Annotated in this window: 26 protein-coding genes and 2 tRNA genes; 15 read left to right on the top strand and 13 right to left on the bottom strand. The window is 34.5% G+C overall.

Annotated elements, in window-relative coordinates:
* Nucleotides 1–21: 21 nt before the first annotated feature.
* Together DDD_RS11550 and mazG are read right to left on the bottom strand one after the other, a co-directional pair.
* Nucleotides 22–801 carry a hypothetical protein gene (locus DDD_RS11550; protein ID WP_015363047.1) on the bottom strand — a complete coding sequence of 260 codons (780 nt, stop codon included), beginning with the start codon at nucleotides 799–801 and terminating at the stop codon, nucleotides 22–24.
* 1 nt (nucleotide 802) lies between these two features.
* Nucleotides 803–1,576, bottom strand: coding sequence for a nucleoside triphosphate pyrophosphohydrolase (mazG, locus tag DDD_RS11545; RefSeq protein WP_015363046.1), 774 nt, complete (start codon nucleotides 1,574–1,576; stop codon nucleotides 803–805).
* A gap of 569 nt (nucleotides 1,577–2,145) precedes the next feature.
* Here mazG and DDD_RS11540 point away from each other — a divergent pair.
* From DDD_RS11540 to DDD_RS18020, 4 genes are all read left to right on the top strand, one after another.
* On the top strand, nucleotides 2,146–2,901 hold the full coding sequence (locus tag DDD_RS11540; protein WP_015363044.1) for a thioredoxin family protein: 756 nt from the start codon (nucleotides 2,146–2,148) through the stop codon (nucleotides 2,899–2,901).
* 36 nt (nucleotides 2,902–2,937) lie between these two features.
* Entirely contained in the window at nucleotides 2,938–3,714 is a 777-nt protein-coding gene (locus DDD_RS11535) for an O-methyltransferase (RefSeq protein WP_015363043.1), read from the top strand.
* Nucleotides 3,715–3,967: 253 nt separating this feature from the next.
* Nucleotides 3,968–4,669: an ABC transporter ATP-binding protein gene (locus DDD_RS11530; protein WP_015363042.1), complete on the top strand. Its 702-nt coding sequence runs from the start codon at nucleotides 3,968–3,970 to the stop codon at nucleotides 4,667–4,669.
* Nucleotides 4,657–4,821 (top strand): hypothetical protein, encoded by a 165-nt coding sequence (locus DDD_RS18020; RefSeq protein WP_015363041.1) that lies wholly within the window; start codon nucleotides 4,657–4,659, stop codon nucleotides 4,819–4,821. The genes DDD_RS11530 and DDD_RS18020 overlap by 13 nt, the downstream gene beginning before the upstream one ends.
* A gap of 351 nt (nucleotides 4,822–5,172) precedes the next feature.
* Here DDD_RS18020 and DDD_RS11525 read toward each other — a convergent pair whose 3' ends face one another.
* From DDD_RS11525 to DDD_RS11495, 7 genes are read right to left on the bottom strand one after another with little or no spacing between them, the layout of a single operon-like run.
* The gene (locus DDD_RS11525; protein ID WP_015363040.1) at nucleotides 5,173–6,846 is read right to left on the bottom strand and encodes a DUF3352 domain-containing protein; all 1,674 of its coding nucleotides are present in this window, start codon (nucleotides 6,844–6,846) and stop codon (nucleotides 5,173–5,175) included.
* Between the two features lie 59 nt (nucleotides 6,847–6,905).
* Nucleotides 6,906–7,157, bottom strand: a complete 252-nt coding sequence (locus DDD_RS11520) for a hypothetical protein (RefSeq protein ID WP_015363039.1) — start codon at nucleotides 7,155–7,157, stop codon at nucleotides 6,906–6,908.
* Nucleotides 7,150–7,950, bottom strand: a complete 801-nt coding sequence (locus DDD_RS11515) for an alpha/beta hydrolase (RefSeq protein ID WP_015363038.1) — start codon at nucleotides 7,948–7,950, stop codon at nucleotides 7,150–7,152. The genes DDD_RS11520 and DDD_RS11515 overlap by 8 nt, the downstream gene beginning before the upstream one ends.
* A gap of 3 nt (nucleotides 7,951–7,953) precedes the next feature.
* Nucleotides 7,954–8,619, bottom strand: coding sequence for a response regulator transcription factor (locus DDD_RS11510; RefSeq protein ID WP_015363037.1), 666 nt, complete (start codon nucleotides 8,617–8,619; stop codon nucleotides 7,954–7,956).
* A 16-nt stretch (nucleotides 8,620–8,635) separates the two neighbouring features.
* Nucleotides 8,636–9,394 (bottom strand): sensor histidine kinase, encoded by a 759-nt coding sequence (locus DDD_RS11505; RefSeq protein WP_015363036.1) that lies wholly within the window; start codon nucleotides 9,392–9,394, stop codon nucleotides 8,636–8,638.
* Between the two features lie 10 nt (nucleotides 9,395–9,404).
* Nucleotides 9,405–10,031: a hypothetical protein gene (locus DDD_RS11500; protein ID WP_015363035.1), complete on the bottom strand. Its 627-nt coding sequence runs from the start codon at nucleotides 10,029–10,031 to the stop codon at nucleotides 9,405–9,407.
* Nucleotides 10,031–10,642 (bottom strand): hypothetical protein, encoded by a 612-nt coding sequence (locus DDD_RS11495; protein WP_015363034.1) that lies wholly within the window; start codon nucleotides 10,640–10,642, stop codon nucleotides 10,031–10,033. Before DDD_RS11495 ends, DDD_RS11500 begins: the two co-directional genes overlap by 1 nt.
* A gap of 173 nt (nucleotides 10,643–10,815) precedes the next feature.
* Here DDD_RS11495 and DDD_RS11490 point away from each other — a divergent pair, with 173 nt between their 5' ends.
* Both DDD_RS11490 and DDD_RS11485 read left to right on the top strand, forming a co-directional pair.
* The gene (locus DDD_RS11490; protein WP_015363033.1) at nucleotides 10,816–11,616 is read left to right on the top strand and encodes a hypothetical protein; all 801 of its coding nucleotides are present in this window, start codon (nucleotides 10,816–10,818) and stop codon (nucleotides 11,614–11,616) included.
* 93 nt (nucleotides 11,617–11,709) lie between these two features.
* A complete protein-coding gene (locus DDD_RS11485; RefSeq protein WP_015363032.1) occupies nucleotides 11,710–13,176 on the top strand; it encodes a T9SS type A sorting domain-containing protein in 1,467 nt (488 codons plus the stop codon).
* Nucleotides 13,177–13,420: 244 nt separating this feature from the next.
* Here DDD_RS11485 and DDD_RS11480 read toward each other — a convergent pair whose 3' ends face one another.
* Nucleotides 13,421–15,049, bottom strand: a complete 1,629-nt coding sequence (locus tag DDD_RS11480) for an acyl-CoA carboxylase subunit beta (protein WP_015363031.1) — start codon at nucleotides 15,047–15,049, stop codon at nucleotides 13,421–13,423.
* Between the two features lie 120 nt (nucleotides 15,050–15,169).
* Nucleotides 15,170–16,816 carry a SulP family inorganic anion transporter gene (locus tag DDD_RS11475; RefSeq protein ID WP_015363029.1) on the bottom strand — a complete coding sequence of 549 codons (1,647 nt, stop codon included), beginning with the start codon at nucleotides 16,814–16,816 and terminating at the stop codon, nucleotides 15,170–15,172.
* A gap of 145 nt (nucleotides 16,817–16,961) precedes the next feature.
* On the opposite strand from DDD_RS11475, the gene DDD_RS11470 reads away from it, so the two are divergent.
* On the top strand, nucleotides 16,962–18,398 hold the full coding sequence (locus DDD_RS11470) for a DUF5723 family protein (RefSeq protein WP_015363028.1): 1,437 nt from the start codon (nucleotides 16,962–16,964) through the stop codon (nucleotides 18,396–18,398).
* A 162-nt stretch (nucleotides 18,399–18,560) separates the two neighbouring features.
* Here the strand turns inward: DDD_RS11470 and DDD_RS11465 are convergent, their stop codons facing one another.
* Nucleotides 18,561–19,733 (bottom strand): FKBP-type peptidyl-prolyl cis-trans isomerase, encoded by a 1,173-nt coding sequence (locus DDD_RS11465; protein WP_015363027.1) that lies wholly within the window; start codon nucleotides 19,731–19,733, stop codon nucleotides 18,561–18,563.
* An 80-nt stretch (nucleotides 19,734–19,813) separates the two neighbouring features.
* On the opposite strand from DDD_RS11465, the gene DDD_RS11460 reads away from it, so the two are divergent.
* The 3 genes from DDD_RS11460 to DDD_RS11450 are packed head-to-tail and all read left to right on the top strand — an operon-like array spanning nucleotide 19,814 to nucleotide 21,259.
* Entirely contained in the window at nucleotides 19,814–20,191 is a 378-nt protein-coding gene (locus DDD_RS11460; protein WP_015363026.1) for an RNA-binding S4 domain-containing protein, read from the top strand.
* Nucleotides 20,188–20,775 carry a class I SAM-dependent methyltransferase gene (locus DDD_RS11455; RefSeq protein ID WP_015363025.1) on the top strand — a complete coding sequence of 196 codons (588 nt, stop codon included), beginning with the start codon at nucleotides 20,188–20,190 and terminating at the stop codon, nucleotides 20,773–20,775. Before DDD_RS11460 ends, DDD_RS11455 begins: the two co-directional genes overlap by 4 nt.
* Nucleotides 20,765–21,259 (top strand): phosphoribosyltransferase domain-containing protein, encoded by a 495-nt coding sequence (locus DDD_RS11450; RefSeq protein ID WP_015363024.1) that lies wholly within the window; start codon nucleotides 20,765–20,767, stop codon nucleotides 21,257–21,259. The genes DDD_RS11455 and DDD_RS11450 overlap by 11 nt, the downstream gene beginning before the upstream one ends.
* Here the strand turns inward: DDD_RS11450 and DDD_RS11445 are convergent.
* Nucleotides 21,248–21,748 (bottom strand): shikimate kinase, encoded by a 501-nt coding sequence (locus tag DDD_RS11445; protein WP_236613375.1) that lies wholly within the window; start codon nucleotides 21,746–21,748, stop codon nucleotides 21,248–21,250. The genes DDD_RS11450 and DDD_RS11445 overlap by 12 nt on opposite strands.
* 134 nt (nucleotides 21,749–21,882) lie before the next feature.
* Here DDD_RS11445 and DDD_RS11440 point away from each other — a divergent pair.
* The 5 genes from DDD_RS11440 (at nucleotide 21,883) to DDD_RS11420 (ending at nucleotide 25,448) form a co-directional block, all read left to right on the top strand.
* Nucleotides 21,883–21,955 (top strand) — tRNA-Lys (locus tag DDD_RS11440).
* A gap of 44 nt (nucleotides 21,956–21,999) precedes the next feature.
* Nucleotides 22,000–22,082 (top strand) — tRNA-Leu (locus DDD_RS11435).
* Nucleotides 22,083–22,240: 158 nt separating this feature from the next.
* Nucleotides 22,241–23,152 carry a MerR family transcriptional regulator gene (locus DDD_RS11430; protein ID WP_015363022.1) on the top strand — a complete coding sequence of 304 codons (912 nt, stop codon included), beginning with the start codon at nucleotides 22,241–22,243 and terminating at the stop codon, nucleotides 23,150–23,152.
* Entirely contained in the window at nucleotides 23,149–24,609 is a 1,461-nt protein-coding gene (locus tag DDD_RS11425; protein ID WP_015363021.1) for a phytoene desaturase family protein, read from the top strand. Before DDD_RS11430 ends, DDD_RS11425 begins: the two co-directional genes overlap by 4 nt.
* Nucleotides 24,609–25,448: a phytoene/squalene synthase family protein gene (locus tag DDD_RS11420; protein WP_015363020.1), complete on the top strand. Its 840-nt coding sequence runs from the start codon at nucleotides 24,609–24,611 to the stop codon at nucleotides 25,446–25,448. The genes DDD_RS11425 and DDD_RS11420 overlap by 1 nt, the downstream gene beginning before the upstream one ends.

Below are 25,448 nucleotides of genomic sequence, written 5' to 3'. Positions count from 1 at the left end.
AAAATTGATTAGAATTCCACATTAGTTTTCTTGCTTATTATCCTTGAAAATTTCTAGCCTAGTTTCATAGATAGACACTGAAATTTCAGGCATGTGTTCATTTAAAAATCCTTTTATCTGTAATTGTTCTTTCTCGTCTAGTTCAAAATCGTTGAGCATTTCTATCTTTCCTTCCATCGGGAAAAACGAAAGATGAGTTCCAGCAATTTTTATTTGTTTGAGTTCTTTCAATAGAACATATTTTTCTGCTTTATCATAAGAAATTCTCAACCTGTCTGATTCAATTTTAAATATTTTGGTATCTGTAGTTACTTTATAATAAGCATTTATAAATAGGTAAAGGCACCATTTTGCAGCAATTAAGTAAAAGAATATATGTAGCGTTTCAAATTCATAACTTTCATGCGATATAATAAAAACGGCTAGACCTATAATTATAAAGGCTCCTATAAAAGATAAAATCCTAATGTAAGGCAACTTTTCCTCAGTAAACGATAGATCTTCATAGGTACCGCTTTCAATAGAATCCATTTCAATTTCATCATCAAACAAAATATATTTTCTGAAAAGAATCCATAAAATTATCGAACTGAAATAAATTCCAAAGCCTAACTCTACATAATGACTTTCAACTATCTCAAAACCGTAAATAAATGCTGGTATTATCAAGGCTAAAACATAAAAAACATTTACTGCATAATCCAAATAACTCCTTCCTGAAATACTCTTTATCAAACCTTCCTTGATCTCAAGAAAAGAAAGAATCTTTTGTTTTAAAGATTTATCATTAACCTTACTCATACTACACCTTCTTTGCCTCTTCCCAAAACACATCCATTTCTGACAGTGTCATATCGCGCAGCTCCTTCCCTATTTCTTTAGCTTTAGATTCCAGATATTGAAAACGCTTGATAAATTTTTTATTTGTTCTTTCCAGTGCATCTTCTGGATTCACGCCTAGATGCTTGCCGTAATTGACAAGAGAGAAAAGTACATCACCAAATTCGGCCTCGATCTTGTCCTTGTCTCCAGAGTCCACTTCTACTTGCAATTCTGCCAGCTCTTCTTCTAGCTTTTCTTTTACTTGCTCTGGCTTTTCCCAGTCAAAACCTACGCCTGCCACTTTATCTTGAATTCGCGAACTTTTCACCAGCGCTGGTAAGGATTTAGGAACTCCTTCTAGCACGCTTTTTTTCCCTTCTTTAAGTTTCAGCGCCTCCCAGTTAGCTTTTACCTCTTCTTCATCTTTTACTTTTACGTCACCATAAATATGGGGATGACGCGAGATCAATTTATCACAAATACCATTGGCAACACTTGCAATATCAAAATCACCAGTCTCAGATCCTATTTTTGCATAGAAAACAATATGCAACAATAAATCGCCCAGTTCCTTAGGAATTTCTTCCATGTCCTTGTCTAGAATTGCATCGCCTAATTCGTAGGTTTCTTCTATAGTGAGATGACGCAAAGATTCCAGCGTTTGCTTGCGGTCCCACGGGCATTGCTCTCGCAATTCATCCATAATGGTTAATAATCGATCTATTGCGGCAAGCTGTTCTTTTCTGTTGTTCATTTATTCGTTTTTCTTTGAATTTAGATAATGATTATTAAAATTATTAACAGTTATTAAACTAGCTATTCATAAAAACAGGCATTAAATTAATTCTAATTACTCTTTCATTTTTTGCTTGATCAAAAAACGAAACAAAAAAATCAAGGCTTAAGAACCTAACACTAAAAATTTTGCTCGCTACGGCGCAAAAAGAAGGTTTATCAACATTAAAAAATGATTTGATTGTTATCAATATCCTACAAATTATACATTCTTAGATAGTAAGATTTTTGCTTAACCCTACGCTTCCCTTCATTTTTCACGTGTTATTTTCTTAGGCCACTTAAACCAATGTAACTTCCTTTTTATCAATAACATTCTGGTAAAAACTAGCTGACAATAAATAAACTGTATTCATCCAGAATTGTTTTGTGATTTTTGAGTTTTATATTCGTGTTGCTATTTATGATCTCGCTTTCGCCTTGAGCTTCCTCAAGATAAACTTCTATTTTAGAATATAAATAGAAAGCAGAACACCAAAACAATAATACTGGCATAAAATTAGTTAGTTCAAGAACAAAAATCTCTATATGCGCATTCTATTTATAATTACTTTTTCACTTTTACTTTCTAGCACTATTACGGCTCAAGAATATGTGACCGATGCCACGATGGAAGAAACCGTAATGGTTCAAGATGACCAGATTAAAGTACTTTACTTCACAGCTCCATGGTGTGGACCATGTCGTGCCATGGCTCCTACTATCGAGTCCATTGCAAATGATGAAACTCTAGACGTCACTATCTATAAAATGAATACTGATGATAATTTGAGTGATGATATTTTACAAGTCAACTCTATACCTACTTACTTTTTCATTAAAAATGGTCGCAAACTAGGACAAAGCGGTAGCACCATGCGCCGTGCCGAAATGGTAAAACTTATAGAGCGTCACGATAAAATGACCGTATCTGGTGATCTACTCGCTTACAAAGGCAAACCTTCTAAATATGAAATAGCAGAAGGTGCTCATGAAAAACTCACAAAAAAGAATTTAGAAACTTTGTGGTATGGCAGTCATCAATTGAATGAGCTAGCTTGGAAAATTTACCAAAACCTTGAAGATCAAACGGACCTCAAATGTGCTCTTGTTCTCATTAATAGGTCGATAGAATTAGAAACTTATGTGTCTAATCTAGAAACTAAAGCACATTTGCTACATAAATTAGGTGATTTAAAGCAAGCATTAAAAACTGCCAAAAAAGCTAAAAAACTAGCTTCTCAAGAAGGTGAATCTACGGCAATTATCGAGCAACTTATGGAACAAATTAAAGCCGATTCATAAATTAAACAGCATCTTTGTAGTTATTAAATTTGAGCTTTGTTTCATCTAGTATTTGCCTATTTCTCGCACCTCATCAAGTCTTTTCACTTGCATGGGATTCATTCACCATTTATTTTTCAGCTGGAGAAGAAATGTTTACGAGATGACTCTGTAAAGGAAAGTTATGAGTTGTTATCTCGCTTTCGCGAAAGCGTAGCCGCATCAAACGTCATTCTTAAAATTGAAGACCATGGTGCTGGCAGCAAAGTTTTTAAAACTAATGAGCGAAAGGTTAACGAAATCCTAAGACACAATTGCAGTACCGAAAAGGACACGCGTCTATTGTACAGATTGTGCGCCTATTTTGAGGTAAATCATGTGCTAGAATTAGGAACATCGCTAGGCGTTGCTACACATGCGATGGCTGTTTCACGACCACAAGCTCAAATCACTAGTGTGGAAGGAAGTCCTGAAGTTTATGAGTTTGCTAGGCGACAACTACAAGAGAATAGCATTCAAAATGTAGCACTCATTTGTTCCACTTTTAAAGATTTTCTATCTCAGCATAAAGAAGAAAAAGATTATGATCTTATTTATATAGATGGTCACCATGATGGAGATGCGACTATTACTTATTTTGAAAGTATTCTAGCTCACGTGCACAATGACTCTGTGGTGGTTTTTGACGACATCTACTGGTCTACAGATATGACACGTGTGTGGAATGAGATTTGTAAACATTCTAAAGTCACGGCTAGTGTAGATTGTTTTGATTTTGGACTGGTTTTTTTCAGAAAAGAGCAATCTCAAGAACGTTTTTACGTAAAGCTGTAAGAACTCGAACTCGAAATTGAAGTTGAAGTTGTTTTAAATTTAAGTTTAAGTTTAAGTTTAAGTTTAAGTTTAAGTTTAGATTACAAAATCTTTTCCCAAACTTAAAACGATAGGTTTTCTTGTTGAATTTGAAAGCGACATTGAAATTGAAGTTATTTTGATTTTATTTTTACTTTTACTTTTATCCAAAATCTGTAACTAAAAAAGCTTTGAGGCGTCATACTCGTAAATCTAAAATTCTTAATTTAGTTCCATGAGTGAAAATGTCATCGAAGTACGCAATATTATACGTGATTTTAAACTAGGTTCTGAAACCGTTCATGTTTTGAAAGGAATAGACCTGGACATAAAAAAAGGTGATTATATTGCTTTTATGGGACCTTCTGGTTCTGGAAAATCTACTTTGATGAATCTTTTAGGATGTCTGGACACGCCTACTGCAGGAAGTTATAAACTCAATGGAACTGATGTTTCTAGCTTGAGTGATGATCAACTCGCCGAAATTAGAAACACAGAGATAGGTTTTGTTTTCCAGACATTCAATCTTTTACCGAGAACTACAGCGCTAGATAATGTGGCATTACCTATGATTTATGCAGGTAAATCAAAGAAAGATCGCAAGGCTCGTGCTGAAGAAGTCTTAACAAGCGTAGGACTTGCTGATAGAATGGATCACCAGCCCAACCAACTTTCTGGTGGACAACGACAGCGTGTTGCCGTAGGAAGAGCATTAGTCAACAATCCATCCATCATACTTGCCGATGAACCTACGGGAAATTTAGACTCTAAAACTGGAGTAGAAATCATGGCACTTTTTGATAAAATCCATGCCGACGGTAATACAGTCATATTAGTAACTCACGAAGAAGAAATAGCAGAACATGCGCATCGCGTGATAAGATTGCGTGATGGAATAATTGAAACAGACACAAGAAATAGACCATGGAAACCTTAAGTGACTACAAAGACTGGATTTATATAGGCGGCGTATTGCTCGCATTTGTCGTATTTCTGTTTTGGAATAGAAGTAAACAAGGAAGTATTAAAGATCGTAAAAGACGTAATTTTAAACAGCGCATTCAGGAAAAACGTGAGGAAAGGAAGTAGTATTTGAGTTTGTGAGTTTGTGAGTTTTACTCTTGTGCAAGCCCCATTGTCCTGCCGGACATTTCCCCAAAGGGGAAAACCTTAGAAACTCACTTCGAGCTCAGTACAGGTCTTACATTTCCCCAAAGGGGAAAACCTAAATAACTCCACTTCGGCAAGCTAAGTACTGGTCTTACATTTCCCCAAGGGGAAAACCTTAGAAACTCACTTCGTTAGTTTTCATTTTAATAGTGATAAGGATGTAATTAGCTCTTCCATATTTATTAAAAATATCTTTCCAAATATTTTGGAATGAGAAAAGGTTCTAAGAGATCCCTAATAATTTCTCAAGAAAATTTCTGGGATTTTAGATCAAAATCGCTCTTTGTGATACAGTTTACCGTTTCTTAAGTAGGCTTTCCACTTACCATCTTTTTCTCCTTCATCAAAGCGACCTGAGATCTTAAGCTGGCCATCAAAATAATATTCCTTATAACGACCATCTGGAATGCCATCTTTTAAATACACCTTCATTTTGATCTTTCCATTAGTATACTTTTGCTCATAAAAATTGGCTGTAAAATCATCTGGGAAAATAGGCGGTATATCAAAAACAGTTTCCTTACTTATTTCTTCTTTTCTTATAGTTACAAAATCAAGTGGTAGGTCTTTTGTTCGTTCCTCTTGCTGCAAGGCTTCATGATCGTAATCTTTATCATAGTGAATCATTGCCTTAGATTCAAAAACAGATTCTTGTGCTGTTAATTCCAATCCAATTTGGGTAAATTGTGAGAAAAAGGTTTTATTTAACTCTAACTCTTCCCTGGAAGATGAAGTCAAATATTTTGCAGATGCGTCTATCAATTTATTAGTGTCTACGTATAAAAACACATTGCTTTCTGAGCTAAATTCATCTTTGAAATAGTTGTAATATTCATCCTCAACAAGGGTTTTTTCGGTTTCTTGAGCGTCTATAAATAACTTTAACGTCTTAGGCGAATTACTAAATACTACAAAATCATCGATGACCGTATAGTAAGGTTTTTCTATAGCGTCAAACAAAGAGCCGGCGATCAATTTAAAAAAGCCTTTTAAATCTAAGTAATTGATTTTGTAACCTCTGTAGTCTACTTCTTTAAATTTTACTGGCGTGTTCTCAGCAATTTGTTGCTCGACAAACTTTAGCCGCTCGATGGCATCGTCTGCATTTTTGGCTTTTAAGATTACGGCAATTCCTTCTTTTTCAGATATGTTTTTTGAGTCCGCTTTCGCGAAAGCGAGTTCATCATCCATCCAAGAATAAAAGTCACGCTCTAGATCGATTTCAACCAGATCTTCTATTTTTTTTCTCCCTTGTTTGTATTCATTAAATAAACTAGGATTTTGACTTTCTAGTAAGTCATAAAAATTACCATGCAGTTCTGAAAACTCATCAAATCCAAAACTTAAAAACAAAACTGTTTCCTGCGGCAAAATCTCACTAACCGTTACCTTACTGGTTCCTGAATCATTAAGAGCAGTGATTAAACTTTGGGCCGTTTGATCACCATTAGAATAACCATTTGCATTTAACAATCGGTCAGAATCTACATCTATATGAAAACCAGAGAAGTTAAAATGCTCCTCAAACAGCTCAACGATAGCGCTATTTTCATTAGAAAATGCTTTATAATAATCAGTTAGGTATTTGTGATTGAGATAAAACCTAAATAGATCTTGCTGTTTTACCTCTCGCTGGATTTCCAAGAACTGTAAATCACGGCCTATTACTGGAGACAGAAATTCATCAATGCTTTTTTCAACCAGAGTATGCGTGTAGCTGGCAACCATTTGGTTTTCTATAAAAGCAAGAGATAGAATTTCGTAGGTGCTTTTATCTGTAATCTCCGTTATCTCTACCTCATTGTAAATGCGTTTAGTAACATCAAAATTCTTGTTTACCAGTTGGTTGATATTGCTTTTAATAAATTCAAATCTAGAGAGTTTTTCCATGTCTACGACATACAAAAAAGCGTAGTCATCTCTTTTAATCATATGAGCGCTCATAAAGACATCTCTATTACCGATGATTTCAAAAAGATCTGTTTTGGACTGAAAAATGGTGTCTAGCGCATTGAGTTTGCACTCATTTTATGGATGGTCTCATTAGTTTGTAGATGATCCCATATTTCGCTTTCGGCCAGCGTATTCATATTGCGCAAAGGATCGTCCATCTCAATAAAAAAGACCGCATCTTGGGGAATTAAATATGTGGCATTAATTCTATCTTCTTGAAGAGTGAAAAAGGCAATGACTTTATAAATCAATACAACCATCACAATCAATAAAGCAAAATAGAGGTACTTTTTTCTAATCATTTAAAATCGCATTTAATTGTGCTAAAGCTGTCCTATTTGCAGCCATATTTCCGTGTCCTTGGTTCTCTAATTTAGTAAACGGTAAATTAAATTCCTCACTTAACATTACCGATGATTCTACTGGAATCACTTTATCCTTATCACCATGAAATAAATAAACAGGAGCATTGACTTTTTTCAAATATTCATTTGTTGCAAGCTCATATCTTAAGATAAACGTAGGTATGATAGGGTAATTGCGTTGCATCATGTCTGTCATGCTGTAGTATGGTGCATGTAGAATGAGCTGCGCCGGATTATTTTGAGAAGCTAGATAAGAAGCAACTCCGGTTCCTATGGAATAGCCTATTATGACAATTTCATCTTCAGAATAGCTGTTTTTTAAATCATCATAAATGAATTGCATGTCTTCAAACCATTCTTCTTGTTGGGTTATTTCATCACTACTTTTACCATAACCTGCATAATCGACCATAAATACATCATAGCCTAAAGGTAAAAAATGCTCGGACACATTTCCCACAGATTTTAAACTACCGCCGTTACCATGAAGATAAAGAATAACGCCTTTCGCATTCTCCTGTGGAAACAATAATGTATTAATGGAGTGACCAGTACTAGTTACAATATCTCTTTCTACAAATTTATGTTTGAACTCAAATTGAAAGTCTTTTTCTAACTTTTCTGGAAAGAATAATAAACTTTCCTGATAAAAATACAGCAAGCCGCAAATTACCAGGTAACCTCCGATTGCGATTATAAGTATGGTTTTGAGGAGTTTTTTGAGGAGCATATTTTAATTAAAAGGTTGGGTAAGTTTATGATGAAAAGAATAAAGTACCAATCCCACTTTAGACTTCACTCCTATTTTTTGAAATAGTTGTGCTCTACAAGCGTCTACCGATTTTATAGAAAGGTTCATCTGATCTGCAATTTGTTGATACGTGTATTCATTTTCATGACAAACGAGTTCTAATAACTGCAACTCGCGATCTGTAAGATCGTATTGTTGTTTATCATTTAATTCTTTGAGAGAATTTTTGTTGCGTAACAGTTTTAAAATCTCATCAAAATTATCATAACCGGTACGTACTACATTTTTTATGGAAGAATCCAATTGTTGAGCGGTACAAGTTTTATTTAAAAAACCTCTTGCACCGTTATCATAAGCATTAACTTTTAAAGGATCATCAAGGTGCTGAGTGAGTAATAAAAATTTAGCATCTGGCGCTATTTTTTTCACTTCTTTTAATACTTCAATACCATTCATCATGGGCATAGAATAATCCAATAGATATAGATCAGGAAGTTTAGATTTTTCTGGCATATTATTTAAAAAAGCAACTCCATTTGCATGTTCTTCTATTACTTCAAAATCACCCATATTATGCAACAATTCTTTGATTCCTTTGCGTACAATATCATGGTCATCAATAATTCCTAAACTGATCTTCTTTCCCATGAGTGAAATTTACCTTTTATTTCTTAGAAATTTGGATAGTCGATCCTTCATTAATGACCGACGAAATATCACAATTATAATCAATCAATTCACAACGTAATTGAAGATTGTGTAATCCATTAGAATTCATTTCTTGAGAGCTATTAAAACCTTGGCCATTATCTAAGTATTTGAAAATAGGTCGATCAGGCTGGATCACATTGATAGTAAAAGTAGTTGCTCTAGAGTGTTTGAGCATATTATTGATTACTTCTTGAAAAATACGATAATGAATGATTTTTTCTTCCAGAGTAAAAGAAAAAGCTTTCTTTTCTATGATTTCTAGATGACAAGTTACTACTCCTAGTTTATTAATTCTAAGCAATTCTTTTTCAAAAACGCTGAATAGACTGGAATTCACCAAAGAGTTAGACGTCACGGAATGGCTCAAATCTCTTAAATTAATAGCAAGATCATTAACTGTTTTAGATATAGGCGCAATAGTTGAATTCATTTCTGGTTGCTTCAGTTTTAATTGCTCTAATTGTAAATTCAAGTACGTAAGTCGTTGTCCAGCGTCGTCATGAAGGTCTAGTGCTATGTTATTTAATGTTTCTTCCTGAGTTTCTAGTACCGCGCGACTTACCGCTTTTTGTTGCTCGAGTTGTTTTTCAAAAAGGAGCTGGTTGTACTTTTTGATTTTGGCAACATAAACTTTTATAAGGATCGCACAAAAAAGTATCGCCATACAGACGAAGAGGAAAGTGATGATAATTCCTATGGCTATGTTAGTCATGGGTTAGTTGTTATTTTTCTTCGTTTCTGGATTTTATGATGTAGAGGATGAGAAGGGAATAAAAAATGAAGTTTGATATGAACTGAATATAATAGTAAAGTGATTTTCCCAACATAGGTGTTGACCTAAGACCACTATCTCCAAAAGCAAATAATATACTTATACCAAAGAATAATATTATCGGAGCTGATACTAATATAAATCGATTTGAGTTAAAATAATTGAGAACTTCATCTTTAATTAATTTAAAATGTCCCCATATAAAAAAACCTAAATACAAGAATGAACCTAATAAAAGAGTGTTTTCATTTAAATCCATTTGTTCATAAAATGAAATATTAAGTAAGCCAAAAGTTAAAAATGAAATAGCAAGAATCTTTGCTTTCTTGCGGCTCTTCAGAATATACCCCAATAATAATAACCACAGTAAAGGCTGAAAGATAAAATTCAAATTATAAACAGAAACGAATGAAAATTTCTGAGTAACGGTAGCTATAAAAGCTAATATTTCAGATAAAAAATTTAATGCTATAATCCCATATAAGTATAAATATAGCTTGCCCCTACGCAAAAAGATAGTAGCCACTATAAATGTGGCTACTACAAGGATTGTTGTAAAGGTGATTTTCTGAATCATTATTGCACTACAGTATTACCATTACCTATAAGCAATAAGTTTCCATTAGGCGGATCATACGAGAAATTATAAATCAATCCTAACCTCTCATCTTGCTTTTCGGTATTAATAACCTTAAATGAAAGTGAATGATTAGGCAACACTTTAAACTCTAAACTACACTGTGATCCAAAATAATTTTTAATGGCGAACAAAAATGGAATGGAATAATAGCAGATATTGTCATCTAGAAGTTCGTGAACATTAAATTTTTCTTTACCAGTGAACTCCACTGGATCGAATTTAATTGTATTGCCATTAAAATCAAATTTCACCCAAGTACCGTAAGAAAAAGGACGTGAATCTACCAACTCAGAGATAGATATTTCTTTCAAAACTGTTTCAACTTCATAATAATTATGTTCATGTGTAATAAGGGAGTGACCTTTACGAGTATTTCGCAAATGCATATTGTGCAAATTACATTCATTTAAAAATTGAATTTGTTGTTGATCCGATAGGTGTCCTATATCTGTTTTCAAAGATTCACTGCCAGTATCAGAAGTTACCTCGACAGAATTGACTGTGATACCATCCAATACAACAGGTTCAGTATGATAAACATGTGGCATTTCAAAAAAGTTTTAAAGTTAGACCCTAAAACTAAAACATCTTATTTACAATCCTTTAGGGTTTTTCCTATTTTTTGATAGGGTTTTCCTTTTTTGTTTTAGGATAAGTCCTTGAAATAGGTTCGTGATGTGGTTTTAAGTTTGTGGTGTTCAATTGTTTAAAACTTATTGCTATGAAAACTAAAATTATTCTATTTCTTTTATTATTTAATGGATTGCTAATAAGTGCACAAGAAATTAAAGCAGGTAACAATTTCTATTTCACAAGAAACTTGGATAAACAATTAATACCTAAAAAAGTTAAAATCCTTAATGGAACTATGCCATCTAATTTTGAAATAATCAAAAAATCAAGAATAACTGTCTTACATAAAGATGAAGATTATACTTATTTCTCATATTGGAATTATACAGCTACCTCAGATATGCATGCTACCTATAATGAAGATTCGAGCGGTAACACTAGGATATTTAAAATAAAAAATGAACGTTTCAAAAATCTGACATCCACCTATTATAATAAGTTTAGAGGTTTTAAATTTGGAACATATTCTGTACCTATAAGATTAAGAAATTCTGATGGAGTATTTGAGTTTGACTCAAATTTATCCCTAGGAGCCAGTCTAGTTGCTAGATTTAGTTTAAGCAGATATAACCAATACAGTTACATTGATATTTCAGGAGGAATAAGTATAACAAAAGTTAATCTTAATCCCGAAAATAGTAATTTAGGATCAATAGGTGATTTCGAAACTGTTGAAGCATTGTCACCAGCCGCAATTACACCTACTATTGGAATTTTAGTGGGAATAGCAAAAAATGTAAATCTAGGAACTTATGTAGGTTGGGATCATATATCAACGGCTGATAATAAAGCAAAGTGGATTTATGACAGAAAGCCTTGGGTAGGAATAGGTTTGAATATTGCGTTCACAGGAAATGCTTCTCAAAGCGATTCTAAATCTGGTAAATAGTCTGTTTCAAAACATCCACATTAAAGGGTATGTTTTCGCCGATAACATTCCCATACTTTTCAATATTAATTTGTAACTCAAATCTCAACTATCATGAAAACAACTATTCTCACATGGACTAGCGCTGCTATACTCTTGTTTAACGTAATTGTTTTGCAAGCACAAGTACAACTAGGTAATACTATTTCAAGTATGGAAAATTCTGTAAATCAATTTGGAAGGCAAATAGAGTTAAGTGATGATGGTCTTTCTGTTGCAATTTCAGGACCAGGAATAAATAATTTTACTGGCTTGGTGCGCATTTATGATTTTGACCAGACATCATCATCTTGGATCAAAAGGGGTAACGATATCTTGGGCCAAGTAAATGGTGGTGCATTTGGCAGTAGTATTGGGTTTTCTGGTGATGGAATGGTTATAATAATAGGATCGGAAAACTCTGGAAGAACAGAGGTTTTTGAATGGGATGCAGTAATGAATAACTGGACGCAAAAAGGTTCTTCATTTATAGGAAATAATGCCAATAATCTAGCCGATACTGCTATCTCTGGAGATGGAAATAGGATAGCGGTTGCAGCATCTAATAATTTTCCAGTAAGTACGGGATCAGTAAGAATATTTGAATGGGATAATGTTATGAACGACTGGAATCAAGTAGGTCAATTATTACAAGGAAACCAATCTGGTGATCGTTTTGGAGATGCCATGTCATTCTCAGATGATGGTAACACGATTGCCATCGGTGCTTATCTTGATCAATCAAATGTTGGTAGTGTGAAAATATTTTCATGGAATAACTTGGCAAATACATGGGATCAAAGAGGAAATGATTTAGTTGGAGAAAGTTTCATATACTATTTTGGTGACGACTTAGATCTTTCAAGTGATGGTAGTACAATAATAATAGCTGCAAGGTCGGCTAATCACAGTGTTACAAACCTAAAACATGGACATGCAAAGGTTTACCAATGGGCTGCCACTAACCAACAATATATCCAAAAAGGTCAAACTATCGAAGGAGACAACGATGGTGATCGATTTGGACAGCAAGTAGCGATATCTGGAGATGGGCAAATTGTAGTAGTTTCAGCTGACGTTGCTGACACAAATGGTTTTACTCAGGTAGGCTATGTAAAGATTTTTCAATTCCAAAATAACTCATGGACGGAATTGGTAAAAATGGACCCAAGCATAATTCAATCCAATTTGTTTTTTGGAAGTGGAATCGATATTTCATCAAATGGAAGAAATATTAGTATTGGTCGTGAATTTAGAAACCCTTTTGTCGAAAATTATGATATTACATCCATATTGTCCAATAGTAGTTTGTTATTTGAAAACATCAAATTATATCCTAATCCAACACATTCTAATCTATTTATTGAGTCCCAAGAAGAATTGCAAAGCATGGAATTTTTTGACCTATCAGGAAAAAGGTTGTTTAGTTCAAAATATCATGTAGATAAAATCAACTTAGAAAGATTTAGCCAAGGAATCTACCTCATCAAGCTGACTTCCATAGATGGAGATGTGCTTACTAGAAAAGTGATTAAAAATTAGACTTTCTTTTATTTAATGAAGAAGCCTCTTTTTTCTGTAATGAAATTAAGAGGTTTTTGTTGTATCAAAATATGGTGATGTATGATCATTAAAATCATTCACTTTAATTCAAGCCGGTGCCGCTATGCAGCGGCATGACACATTAAAACAAAATCCCTAATCGCTAGCGGTCAGGGATTCAAAATTTCATATTTCAAGTTCGAGTTCAAAACTTGATTTTAACTTTAGTTTTGTTTTTATTTTTTTAAGTCTGTATCACACCTAGGTTAAAATCTTTTGTAATAGGAGCATGATTTGCAGCTTCTATTCCCATAGAAATCCATTTTCTGGTATCTCGTGGATCAATAATGGCATCAGTCCAGATTCTTGATGCTGCGTAGTAAGGAGAAACTTGTTCATCATAACGATCTTTCGTTTTGGCAAACAATTCTTTTTCTTCTTCTTCAGTCAGTTTCTTTCCAGACTTTTCCAGACTCGCTTTTTCTATTTGCATTAATACTTTTGCAGCACTATTCCCACTCATTACAGCAAGCTCTGCACTAGGCCAAGCAAAAATTAATCGTGGATCATAAGCTTTACCGCACATCGCATAATTTCCTGCGCCATAGCTATTTCCTATGACCACTGTAAATTTAGGAACCACAGAGTTAGAAACCGCGTTTACCATTTTTGCTCCATCCTTAATAATACCTCCATGTTCTGACTTAGATCCTACCATAAAACCAGTTACATCTTGTAAAAATACCAGCGGAATCTTCTTCTGGTTACAGTTGGCTATAAATCGAGTTGCTTTATCGGCACTATCGCTATAAATCACTCCGCCAAATTGCATTTCACCTTTTTTAGTCTTCACGATCTTACGTTGATTTGCTACAATACCGACAGCCCAACCGTCCATGCGTGCATATCCAGTGATTATCGTCTGACCATAACCATCTTTATATGCTTCAAAGGTATCTTCGTCCACCATACGATTGATCAATTCCATCATATCATATTGTGCATTGCGCTCTCTAGGAAGCGCTCCAAAAAGTTCATCAGGATCAAGTGCTGGCTTTTTTGCCTCTACTCTATTAAAACCTGCTTTATCGCTATCTCCTATTTTATCAAATATTTTTTTGATTTTATCAAGAGCATCTTTATCATCTTTGGCTTTATAATCTGTCACACCGCTTATCTCGCAATGTGTTGTAGCGCCACCTAAAGTCTCATTATCTATACTTTCTCCTATTGCTGCTTTTACTAAGTAAGAACCAGCAAGAAAAATACTTCCTGTTTTATCCACTATAAGAGCTTCATCGCTCATAATAGGTAAATAAGCACCTCCAGCAACACAACTTCCCATTACAGCTGCAATTTGAGTAATTCCCATACTGCTCATTACTGCGTTATTTCTAAATATGCGACCGAAATGTTCTTTGTCTGGGAAAATCTCGTCTTGCATAGGAAGGTAAACTCCTGCACTATCTACAAGGTAAATAATAGGCAATCTATTCTCTATAGAGATTTCTTGTGCACGCAAATTTTTCTTTCCCGTGATAGGAAACCATGCTCCAGCTTTTACAGTGGCATCATTTGCCACTACTATCACCTGTCTTCCTTGAACGTATCCTATTTTAACAACTACACCACCGCTAGGACAGCCGCCATGTTCTTCATACATTCCTTCACCAGCAAATGCGCCTATCTCTATGGCATCTTCAGCATTATCTAGTAAATAATCAATACGCTCTCGAGCGGTTAACTTACCTTTTGCATGATGCTTTTCTATACGTTTTTTACCACCGCCTAAAGAAACTTTGGCCAGCTTTCTTTTAAGGTCAGAAAGCAGCATTTTATTGTGATCTTCGTTTTTATTGAAGTCTAAATCCATCGATTGAGTTGTTTGCTCAAAAATAGGGATTTTTGATGTTAGAGAAATGTGAATTGTTCCGCTTTCGCGAAAGCGGAAACAAAAAAGTCCTTTTAGAATTGAAAGTGAATGGTGTTAAAACTATACCTCTGCATCCATTAAATCTGTAGCAATATGATAACGTGGATCTTCTATACTACTCTCTATAATGGTATCAAATTCTGGATTATTGCGCATCAATAATTCTTTACATTCTGGACTTAAATGAGTAAGCTTAATCTTTTTTCCTAAATCCAAATATTTATTTGCGACGCCTCTCAATGCTTCAATCCCAGAATGATCTTGTACTCTCGACTCAATAAAATCTATTTCTATCATATCGGGATCACTTTTAGGATCAAATTTATTATTAAAGTCTGTTACCGAACCAAAAAATAACGGTCCCCAAATTTCATAAACTTTAGTACCATCTTCTTTAAAGCTTTTGCGAGCTCTAATGCGTTTTGCACTGTTCCACGCAAAGATTAGTGCGCTCATTATAACACCGGTAACAACGGCTATAGCAAGATCTGCAATCACTGTTATGGCACTCACACTTATTAAAACGATGATATCAGAAACAGGTACTTTATTGATAATTCTAAAACTGCTCCAAGCAAATGTTCCAATAACTACCATGAACATTACTCCTACGAGAGCCGCAATAGGTATTTGCTCAATTACAGGAGCTCCAAAAAGTATGAATAGCAACAATGCAACAGACGCGACAACTCCAGAAAGTCGACCACGACCACCAGAATTTACATTAATTATAGACTGACCGATCATGGCACATCCACCCATTCCTCCAAAGAGGCCATTGATCATATTCCCGGCTCCTTGAGCAACACATTCACGATTACCACTTCCACGAGTTTCAGTAAGATCATCAACAAGATTTAAGGTCATCAAAGACTCGATCAAGCCTACAGCTGCGAGTGTTACTGCACTTCCTAATATGAGCATCCAGTTTCCTTTAATAGTCTCTATCAGACTAAAGATTTGATATTGAAACGTCGGTAAACTTCCTTCTAAAGTTGCATCTGCGCCTCCTTTAGACTTAAGAAAACTCCCTACCGTATCCACATCGATTCCCAAAGAAATAGTTATAGCAGCAACTACAACAATAGCTACAAGAGCTGATGGGATAGCCTTAGTCAACTTAGGTAAGAAAAACATAATCGCCATGGTAAGTAACACAAATGCTGACATCGTCCAAAAAGCAGTATTTGCAAACAAATCATCCCAAAAGGTGGTGTTTTGTTCAAACATTCCCATCTCACTAATTTGTGGAAATAATCCTAATTGAGCTAAAAATATAACGATCGCAAGACCATTTACAAACCCCATCATTACTGGATGAGGAATCAACCTTACAAACTTACCTAACTTGAATAATCCTGCCGAGATCTGTATGGCTCCTACGATTAAAAGCGTTATGAATAGCCATTGTAGCCCTAGATTTTCGATAGGCTGGGCAAGCTCATTTCCTACTTCGTTTCCTACCGCAATCATATGAACCATTACTACAGCCATTGCTCCAGTAGCACCAGATATCATTCCAGGTCTACCGCCGAATAATGATGTAATAAGCCCCATCATGAAGGCACCGTAAAGACCAACCATAGGGTCAATACCTGCGACAAATGCAAAAGCCACTGCTTCTGGAACTAATGCTAACGCAACAGTGAGACCAGATAAAAGATCGTTCTTTAGATTACCCACAAAATTGTTAAATAGCTTACTCATAGTGCTTGATTTTAAAGCGTGCAAAAGTACGTTTTTAATGATGAAAATTATTTACTTGTCTGTATTGTTTTAAATACCCAATAAGGGGTATTTTAACATTATATTAAATTTTATAAATTTGATAATCAATCAACTACTAAATTTTATGAAAACTTATGTGTACTTATTTATTTGCTGCATTACCATTCAAAATATCTCTGGACAGTCTTTTTCTGGTTTAGAATTAGATAATTTTTCAGGAATCAACAGTCTTACTTACAACCCAGCAAATGTTGTAGACAGCCGTTTTAAGGCAGATATTAATATCCTGACTTTAGGCAGTACGGTAACCACCGACTATTTCGGCATCAATTTATCTAACCTCATTGACAATCCTGACGGCTTTGATTTTGATGACGACAGTGTGACATTTCCTAGCCAGGCTAACAACTTATATTTAAATGTAGATGCGTTAGGACCGTCATTCATGTTTAACCTAGCTCCTAGACATGCGATAGGAATAACCACTAGAGTAAGAGCGTTTATGAATATTAATAGGATCAATGGTTCTTTATATGAAACTATTGCTGATGATGATGCCTTTGATAAAGATATCAATATTGATATGGAAAACCTTAATGGGACAATCCACGCCTGGACAGAAGCTGGGCTCACTTATGGAGTGGTTTTAGTTAATGGAAAAAATCACTTTTTAAAAGGTGGTATTACTCTTAAGTATCTTCAAGGAGCGGGCGCGGTATTTTTTAATTCTGATCGTATAGATGGAAGTTATGATTCTGCAGGAGATTCTATTACCGCTTCTGGAGACCTTACTTACGGTCAGACTTTAGATGATACCAATAGTGACGATGATGAATTTGAATTCGGCAGTGGATCGTCAGGTTTCTCGGCAGATTTTGGTTTGATATATGAATACCGTCCAGATTTAGGAGATACTAAAATGGACACTACCTCGCTTAAAGGACATAATCAGTATAGATTTAAAGTAGGTCTATCCCTTCAAGATATGGGACAACTGTCATACGAAAGCGTTAATGTAGAAGAATATGTGATTTCTGGTACCGTAAGTGCCGCAGATTTTGAGGAAGATTTTCAACAAGGGCTAGAAGACAACTATGCTCAAACAAGTACAGTTCAAGATGTAGATATTCAATTGCCTACTACGTTAAGGTACATGGCAGATTATAGGGTCAATAGAAATCTTTATTTAGGGTTATCTGGCGTTTTATCATTAAATGACGACACTTCTCCATTATCTAGTAGAAGATTAAACTACACCAGCATTGTGCCAAGATATGAATCTAGACTGTTCACTTTGTACACCAACTTAAGTGTTATGGAATACTCTGATTTTATTTGGGGTGCTGGTTTTAGATTTGGTCTTTTAACTGTAGGTAGCGGTTCTATAATTAGTAATCTTATAACTGACGACTCAAGAGCTGCCGATGTATATGCCGGCTTGAAAATACCTATTCTTCAATCTAGATACTCTCAAGAAACTAGAGAAAGTAGAAGAGAACAAAGAAGAAAGAAAAAGGCAGAAAAGAAAAGATTGAAGGCTCTTAAAAAAGCTGATAGTTAATTAATTATTTTATTTAAGTAGGTGAAATTCCGCTTTCGCGAAAGCGGAATCGAACTATCGCCATTGAAAAATTATGTATTCTTTAGAAAAGTTATTTAAACAAAAGCGAGTTTTGAAAATTTCAAAACTCGCTTTATTAATTTGTACGATCTTAATACTTCTCTATGAGTCTGCATCAAGGTAATCAGGAATTCCATCGCCGTCCGTATCTATAGCATCTATAGGGTTTCCATTTCCATTTGGATCTGCATTTTCTTGCGCAGTAGGAATCCCATCGCCATCATCGTCTGCGTCTAAATAATCTGGAATTCCGTCTCCGTCGGTATCTCTAGCGTCACCAGGGTTACCATTTCCATTAGGGTCTGGATTTTCAAATCTGTTTTGAATCCCATCGCCGTCTAAGTCGATATTTACTTCGTCAGCATCTAGATAACCTGGAATTCCATCTCCATCTAAATCTTCGGCATCGTCTGGGTTACCATCACCATTAGGGTCTGCATTTTCAAATATTGTTGCTACACCATCACCGTCATCATCTATATCTATATAATTGTGTAATATTCTTCCAGTTGAACCTCGATCGTTATCTGTATTATCTATAGGGTTAGGTGAAGTTAGATCACCATCTTCGTCAAGATCTTCGTAAAAGGATAGTATGCCATCATTATCATGATCTGTAATTTTGACGCTTCTCAACTGATACGTAAAAATTAAAGGTGAATATGCTGGAATTCCTGTCAAAGTTGAATTAAAATAACCTATACCTGAAGGCATAAATACAGCCCCTACACCAGAATCTTGATAACTGAAAGTCCCATCGTTATTTGGTGTTATTGAAGAGGCTCCATTGAGTTCAGTCACTCCAGCGGTGAAACCATCTACAACAGAAGGCAAATCAAACCATATAGAGTTCACTGAGCTGTCAAAAATGCTATTGTTTAAAAGTCTTCCTTCATAGGTTACCAAAGTACTATCTGCAAAAGTAGGCCTTAAAGTACCACCACCTTGACGTACATTGAGCGTATAATAAGTATAGTCTATTCCATCTCGGTTTAAGACTTTAGAAGAAACCTGATTTGCAAGTGGAATTTTATTAGAGTTTGTACCAGCAATGGTATCAAATTCTATTTTAAAATCTTGTCCTGCTGGAGTTGAAGAAAATTCCTCATAATTATAAAAATGAGTATTCAAATAATCTTGTAACTCTATTAAGTCTTCAGCAAATACTTCAGTCCTATCTCTTACTGCTACCCCATTCCCATCGTCATCATCACCACATGAAGTAAATAGTAAACCTAGCGTTAGAAAAGGTATTATATATTTTATTTTTTTCATCATCATTTTTTATAGCGGTCAAAGATAGTATTTTCCGTTATTTTTGTACTGCTGTGATAACGTTTAATAACAAAGCATTTATGCGAGTAGATAAATATTTATGGAGTGTTCGTTACTATAAGACTAGAAGTAAAGCTACTGACGCCGCAAAAAAAGGTAGAATACGAGTAAATGGAGCTGTAGTGAAACCAGCTAGAGATGTATATGCTGGTGATGTTATAGATTTAAGAAAAGATCAAATTGAATATAAGGTTGAAGTGATTGATCTGCCAGATAGCCGAGTTGGGAACAAAATTGTAGGCTTATACCGGACAGACATCACCCCAAAGGAGAATTTTGAAGCAAAAAAATTAATAGCTCTCAATCAAGATTATTACCGAAGAAAAGGAGAAGGTAGACCTACTAAAAAGGACCGTCGAGACCTATCTGATCTATTAAATCAAGATGAGGAAGAATGATTTTAGATAAAAAGTATTGGCAAGATCGATATGTTAATGATTCTACAGGCTGGGATTTAGGTCATGTTTCGAGTCCTATGAAAAGGATTATCGATTCTATAGAAAACAAAGAGCTTTCGATTTTAATTCCTGGGGCTGGAAACGCTCACGAGGCTCAATACTTAATTGAAAAAGGATTTACAGATATTACGGTGCTAGATATAGCGAGAGAACCACTTGACGAGCTAGCACATAGAATAAGCAATGACAGCAGTGTCAAAATCGTAAATGAAGATTTTTTTAATCATGAAGGGTTTTATGATTTAATTCTAGAACAAACTTTCTTTTGTGCATTGGACCCTAGCTTACGCGAAAAGTACGTCGTAAAAGCTAATGAATTATTGAATGACTATGGTTGTCTTGAAGGTGTATTATTTGATTTTAAAGATAATCGAGAGACACCTCCTTTTTCAGGAAGTTTAGATGAGTACATAGATTTATTTCAAGAAAAATTTGATATTCTAAAATTAGAAAGGTGTCTATTTTCTGAATCTTCTAGAAAAAACAAGGAACTAGTAATTAAAATTAAGAAAAATGGAAAATGAGATATTGAATCACAGCCAAGTAGAACATAAAATTAGGAGAATTGCATATCAAATCGCTGAAGTTTATCTTAATTACGATAAAGTTATTCTTGCTGGTATTGATTCTGGCGGCTATACATTAGCAAAAGAAATAAAAAAAACACTCTCCAAAATTATTCCCATCAATATTGTATTATGCAAAATACAGATTGATAAACAAAACCCATTAAATCAAGTAAAAACAAGTTTAAAAGAAAGCGAATATCAAGATTGCGGAGTCATAATATGCGATGATGTTTTAAATAGCGGTACGACCCTAATTTATGCGGTAAGACACTTTCTAAATGTACCTTTGGCCCGGTTAAAAACAGCGGTTTTAGTTAATAGAAATCATAAAAAGTACCCAGTTAAAGCAGATTTTAAAGGCATTTCTCTATCTACGACTTTGGAAGAACACATTGAGGTACAATTAGATAAAAAACCATTTAGTGTTTTATTGAAATAATAAGGTTTCAATTCTTGCCGCGATTTCAGTTGGAGATTGATCAGCAACTGATATAATCATTTTTGCTTGCCTGTAGAATTCTCTTCTCTCGAAGAGATGTTTACCAATAAATTCGGTGAGTTCTTCTTGAGTATCGATCTTTTCTATTAAAGGTCGTGTAGACCTTTCTGCAAATAATCTTTGAACTAAAACAGGAATTGGCACATCCAAGTAAATAGTCTTAATATTTTCTTTTGAATTTAGATAATTCATTGTATCATAATAACAAGGTGTTCCTCCTCCTAAAGATAACACGAGATCATTTTCAGAGTTTATAATTTTATCTAGAACTTTATTCTCTATTTTCCTAAAATAAATTACTCCATTCTCATCAAATATTTTGGTTACGCTCTTTTTTTCTAGCTGTTCTATTTCATGATCTAAATCAAAAAACGAAAAAGAAATTTGACTTGAAAGCAGCTCTCCGACGGTGGATTTACCTGATCCCATGTAACCTAGCAAAACAATTTTTAATGACATTGTACTTTGAAATTTTGATGAAAATAATATTTCGGGAAATTAATCTAAAAAAATTAGGTTGGAATAATTAATAAGCTATATATTTGCAGCCGCTAACGCAAAACGATCTGGTAGCTCAGTTGGCAGAGCATCTCCCTTTTAAGGAGAGGGTCCTGGGTTCGAGCCCCAGCCAGATCACATTATCTAACAAAAAGTCCTTATTTTTAAGGACTTTTTTATTTACCTGAGTGCTGGAATTGGTAGACAGGCACGGTTGAGGGCCGTGTGTACTTTGTACGTGTGGGTTCAAGTCCCATCTCAGGTACTTTATTTGAATCAGATTATATACCTGATCCGTTTATTACCTAAGTGTTTTTGTAGTCTCTCCCTTCTTTTCAAATCTATTCGTTAATTAAATATCAAAATGAATAGGATGTAGATTATTTGTTTAACTTTACCGTTAAATAAGTAAACAAATCTGTTTTGATAAAAAGTAAGTTTAGTATTAAAGATCTTGAGAACCTAAGCGGTATCAAATCTCACACTATAAGAATCTGGGAAAAGAGATACAATCTGCTAGAGCCGGATAGAACTGATACCAATATCCGAACATATGATCTTGATGCTTTAAGAAAAATTCTCAACGTAAGTTATCTCAAAAATGCAGGTATAAAAATATCTACGATAGCAAATTTAACCACTTCAGAAATTGAGAATCAAGTTAGAAATCTTGCTGAAAGAAATAACAAAAATGACCATGCAGTTCAAGAGTTGAAATTGGCCATGGTAAATTTTGACCAATTTATGTTTCAAAGAGTCTATGATTCCGTTTTGAAAGAGGTTGGTTTCTCAGGTGTTTTTTATGATCTTTTCATTCCTTTCTTAGAAGAATTGGGATATTTATGGCAATCTAAAACTATCAATATTGCACATGAGCATTTTATAAGTCATCTGATTAAACAAAAAGTACTTATCAATTTAGAAAGTGTACAATATCAAAGTGCAAAAAATGATGATAAAGTTTATGTATTATTTCTACCTGAAAATGAAATGCATGACCTAGGTCTTTTATTCCTAAATTATGAACTACTAAAAAAGGGTTGTAAAACTATTTATTTAGGAGCAAGTATGGTTTTAGACGCACTTCCTTACTTTAAGGATAAAGGAACGAACCCTACTTACATTACCTATATAACTGTTCAACCAACAGAAAAGGAATTGCCATCATTCTTAAAAAAATTCAATAGAAAAGTAGCTAAGAAAGATGATGTAGAGCTATGGGTATTAGGCCATCTAGCACAAAAAATTAAGGCTAAAGATATCCAATCAAATCAAACCGTTTTTAAAGGAATATCTGAAGTAATTGATAGAATCCCGGAATTAATAGAGTCATGAATAAAGTAGCAATAATTGGTTCTGGATTTTCTTCATTATCAGCATCTTGTTATCTAGCACAAGCTGGTTATGAAGTTACTATCTATGAAAAAAATGATACCGTAGGCGGTAGAGCTAGAAGACTGATTAAAGATGGTTTTATATTTGATATAGGGCCTTCCTGGTATTGGATGCCAGATATTTTTGAAAGATTTTTTGCAGATTTTAATAAGAAACCTTCAGATTACTATCAGTTGGATAAATTAAATCCTGCGTACTCTGTAGTGTTTGAAGATGAGAAAATTGATATCGCAGATAATCTTGATGATATCAAAAAAACTTTTGAATCTATAGAAAAAGGGAGCTCTAAGCCGTTGCAGCAATTCATGTCTAAGGCAGAAGAGAATTACGAGATAGCGATAAAGAATTTAGTATACAGACCTGGTGAATCTCCTCTAGAACTGATTACGCCGCAAACTGCCCAAAAAGTAGGAGCTTTTATAGGTAACGTTTCTAAAGACGTGAGAAAGAAGTTTACTAACCCTAAATTAGTTAGTATCCTTGAATTTCCAGTGTTATTTCTTGGGGCAACTCCACAAAACACTCCAAGTTTTTACAATTTCATGAACTATGCCGATTTTGGTCTAGGAACATGGCATCCTAAAGGCGGAATGTATGAAGTAATTCTGGCGATGAAAAAACTTGCGGAAGAACTCGGAGTAGTTATCAAAACTAACAGTCCAGTAGACAACATACTTGTAGATGATGCAGGAAGAACTGAAGGATTAACAACTAATGGTCAAAAGCATCTTTATCCTATCGTGTTATCTGGAGCTGATTACCATCATTCAGAAACTCTTTTAGAAAAAAAACACAGACAGTATTCAGAAAGCTATTGGGAAAAGAAAACCTTTGCTCCTAGTTCATTGATTTTCTATGTTGGTTTTGATAAAAAGCTCAAAAACATAGATCATCACAATCTATTTTTTGACACAGATTTTACTAAACACGCAAATGAAATTTACGAAGACCCTAAATGGCCAGAAGAACCACTATTTTACGCAAATTTCACTTCACTGACAGATCCTTCAACTGCACCTGAAGGTTGTGAAAATGGTTTTTTCCTGATTCCTTTAGCTCCAGATCTTGAAGACACTCCAGAATTGAGAGAAGAGTATTTTGATAAAATAATTACAAGATTTGAGAAAAGAACTAATCAAGAAGTGAAGTCTCACATACTATTTAAAGAATCTTTTTGCGTCAACGATTTCATCTCAGAATATAACAGTTATAAAGGAAATGCCTATGGTATGGCCAATACTTTATTACAAACCGCATTTCTTAGGCCAAATTTAAGAAGTCGCAAAGTTAAAAACCTTTACTTTACAGGACAGCTCACGGTTCCTGGCCCAGGAGTTCCGCCATCCCTTATTTCTGGTAAACTAGCAGCTGAACTGATTAAAAAATACGATCAATAATGAAAAGCTTATTTGACAAAGTCTCCCGAGAGTGTAGTAAAACAGTTACTCACAATTATAGTACCTCATTTTCTCTAGCAAGTAAAATGTTAGGCCCTTCAATTAGGCAAGACATTCACAATATCTATGGATTTGTCAGATTTGCTGATGAAATCGTAGATACTTTTCACGATTATGATAAACGTACCTTATTGGATCGTTTTGAGCAAGACTTAGCTCATGCGATCGAAGATAAGATTAGTTTAAATCCTATATTAAATTCGTTTCAAGAAACAGTAAATAAATATAATATTACTCCAGACATGTATGGCGCTTTTATCCATAGCATGAGACTGGATCTCGATAAATCTATTTATCTAACTGACGAAGAATACAGAAACTACATTTATGGAAGTGCAGACGTTGTAGGCCTTATGTCCTTAAAAGTTTTTGTAAAAGGAGATATGGATAAATATAACGATCTCAAAGATGATGCGATGAGATTAGGAAGTGCTTTTCAAAAAGTAAATTTCCTAAGAGATCTAAAGGCAGATTTAGAGACTTTAGAAAGAAGCTACTTCCCTAATACAGATCTTCATGATTTAAGTGAAGAAGATAAGGCAAGACTTATTGAAGAAATAAAAGACGACTTTGATGCAGGACTTAGAGGTATAAAAAGATTGCCGATTGAGGCTAAATTAGGTGTTTACACTGCTTACACTTACTACAGAAGGTTACTGACTAGACTGGAGCGTACACCTTCTAAGGAAATAAGAAATAAGAGAATAAGAGTACCTAATTATGAAAAGATTTTTCTTCTTTCAAAAGGTTATGTAACTTACCGTCTCAATCTCATTTAA

Origin of the sequence: Nonlabens dokdonensis DSW-6, assembly GCF_000332115.1 — a bacterium.
Taxonomy (GTDB): Bacteria; Bacteroidota; Bacteroidia; order Flavobacteriales; family Flavobacteriaceae; genus Nonlabens; species Nonlabens dokdonensis.
This window is presented reverse-complemented; position numbering and strand designations above follow the sequence as displayed.

Bases quoted from the DNA above. Each gene is read 5' to 3' on its own strand.
- DDD_RS11450 (WP_015363024.1), top strand. From the start codon at position 20,765: ATGGAAAATGAGATATTGAATCACAGCCAAGTAGAACATAAAATTAGG.
- DDD_RS11510 (WP_015363037.1), bottom strand. From the start codon at position 8,619: ATGGGAAAGAAGATCAGTTTAGGAATTATTGATGACCATGATATTGTA.
- DDD_RS11515 (WP_015363038.1), bottom strand. From the start codon at position 7,950: ATGCTCCTCAAAAAACTCCTCAAAACCATACTTATAATCGCAATCGGA.
- mazG (WP_015363046.1), bottom strand. From the start codon at position 1,576: ATGAACAACAGAAAAGAACAGCTTGCCGCAATAGATCGATTATTAACC.
- DDD_RS11500 (WP_015363035.1), bottom strand. From the start codon at position 10,031: ATGATTCAGAAAATCACCTTTACAACAATCCTTGTAGTAGCCACATTT.
- DDD_RS11445 (WP_236613375.1), bottom strand. From the start codon at position 21,748: ATGGGATCAGGTAAATCCACCGTCGGAGAGCTGCTTTCAAGTCAAATT.
- DDD_RS11475 (WP_015363029.1), bottom strand. From the start codon at position 16,816: ATGAGTAAGCTATTTAACAATTTTGTGGGTAATCTAAAGAACGATCTT.
- DDD_RS11485 (WP_015363032.1), top strand. From the start codon at position 11,710: ATGAAAACAACTATTCTCACATGGACTAGCGCTGCTATACTCTTGTTT.
- DDD_RS11540 (WP_015363044.1), top strand. From the start codon at position 2,146: ATGCGCATTCTATTTATAATTACTTTTTCACTTTTACTTTCTAGCACT.
- DDD_RS11460 (WP_015363026.1), top strand. From the start codon at position 19,814: ATGCGAGTAGATAAATATTTATGGAGTGTTCGTTACTATAAGACTAGA.
- DDD_RS11550 (WP_015363047.1), bottom strand. From the start codon at position 801: ATGAGTAAGGTTAATGATAAATCTTTAAAACAAAAGATTCTTTCTTTT.
- DDD_RS11495 (WP_015363034.1), bottom strand. From the start codon at position 10,642: ATGCCACATGTTTATCATACTGAACCTGTTGTATTGGATGGTATCACA.
- DDD_RS11420 (WP_015363020.1), top strand. From the start codon at position 24,609: ATGAAAAGCTTATTTGACAAAGTCTCCCGAGAGTGTAGTAAAACAGTT.
- DDD_RS11465 (WP_015363027.1), bottom strand. From the start codon at position 19,733: ATGAAAAAAATAAAATATATAATACCTTTTCTAACGCTAGGTTTACTA.
- DDD_RS11470 (WP_015363028.1), top strand. From the start codon at position 16,962: ATGAAAACTTATGTGTACTTATTTATTTGCTGCATTACCATTCAAAAT.
- DDD_RS18020 (WP_015363041.1), top strand. From the start codon at position 4,657: ATGGAAACCTTAAGTGACTACAAAGACTGGATTTATATAGGCGGCGTA.
- DDD_RS11525 (WP_015363040.1), bottom strand. From the start codon at position 6,846: ATGAGCGCTCATATGATTAAAAGAGATGACTACGCTTTTTTGTATGTC.
- DDD_RS11455 (WP_015363025.1), top strand. From the start codon at position 20,188: ATGATTTTAGATAAAAAGTATTGGCAAGATCGATATGTTAATGATTCT.
- DDD_RS11530 (WP_015363042.1), top strand. From the start codon at position 3,968: ATGAGTGAAAATGTCATCGAAGTACGCAATATTATACGTGATTTTAAA.
- DDD_RS11505 (WP_015363036.1), bottom strand. From the start codon at position 9,394: ATGACTAACATAGCCATAGGAATTATCATCACTTTCCTCTTCGTCTGT.
- DDD_RS11480 (WP_015363031.1), bottom strand. From the start codon at position 15,049: ATGGATTTAGACTTCAATAAAAACGAAGATCACAATAAAATGCTGCTT.
- DDD_RS11490 (WP_015363033.1), top strand. From the start codon at position 10,816: ATGAAAACTAAAATTATTCTATTTCTTTTATTATTTAATGGATTGCTA.
- DDD_RS11520 (WP_015363039.1), bottom strand. From the start codon at position 7,157: ATGATTAGAAAAAAGTACCTCTATTTTGCTTTATTGATTGTGATGGTT.
- DDD_RS11425 (WP_015363021.1), top strand. From the start codon at position 23,149: ATGAATAAAGTAGCAATAATTGGTTCTGGATTTTCTTCATTATCAGCA.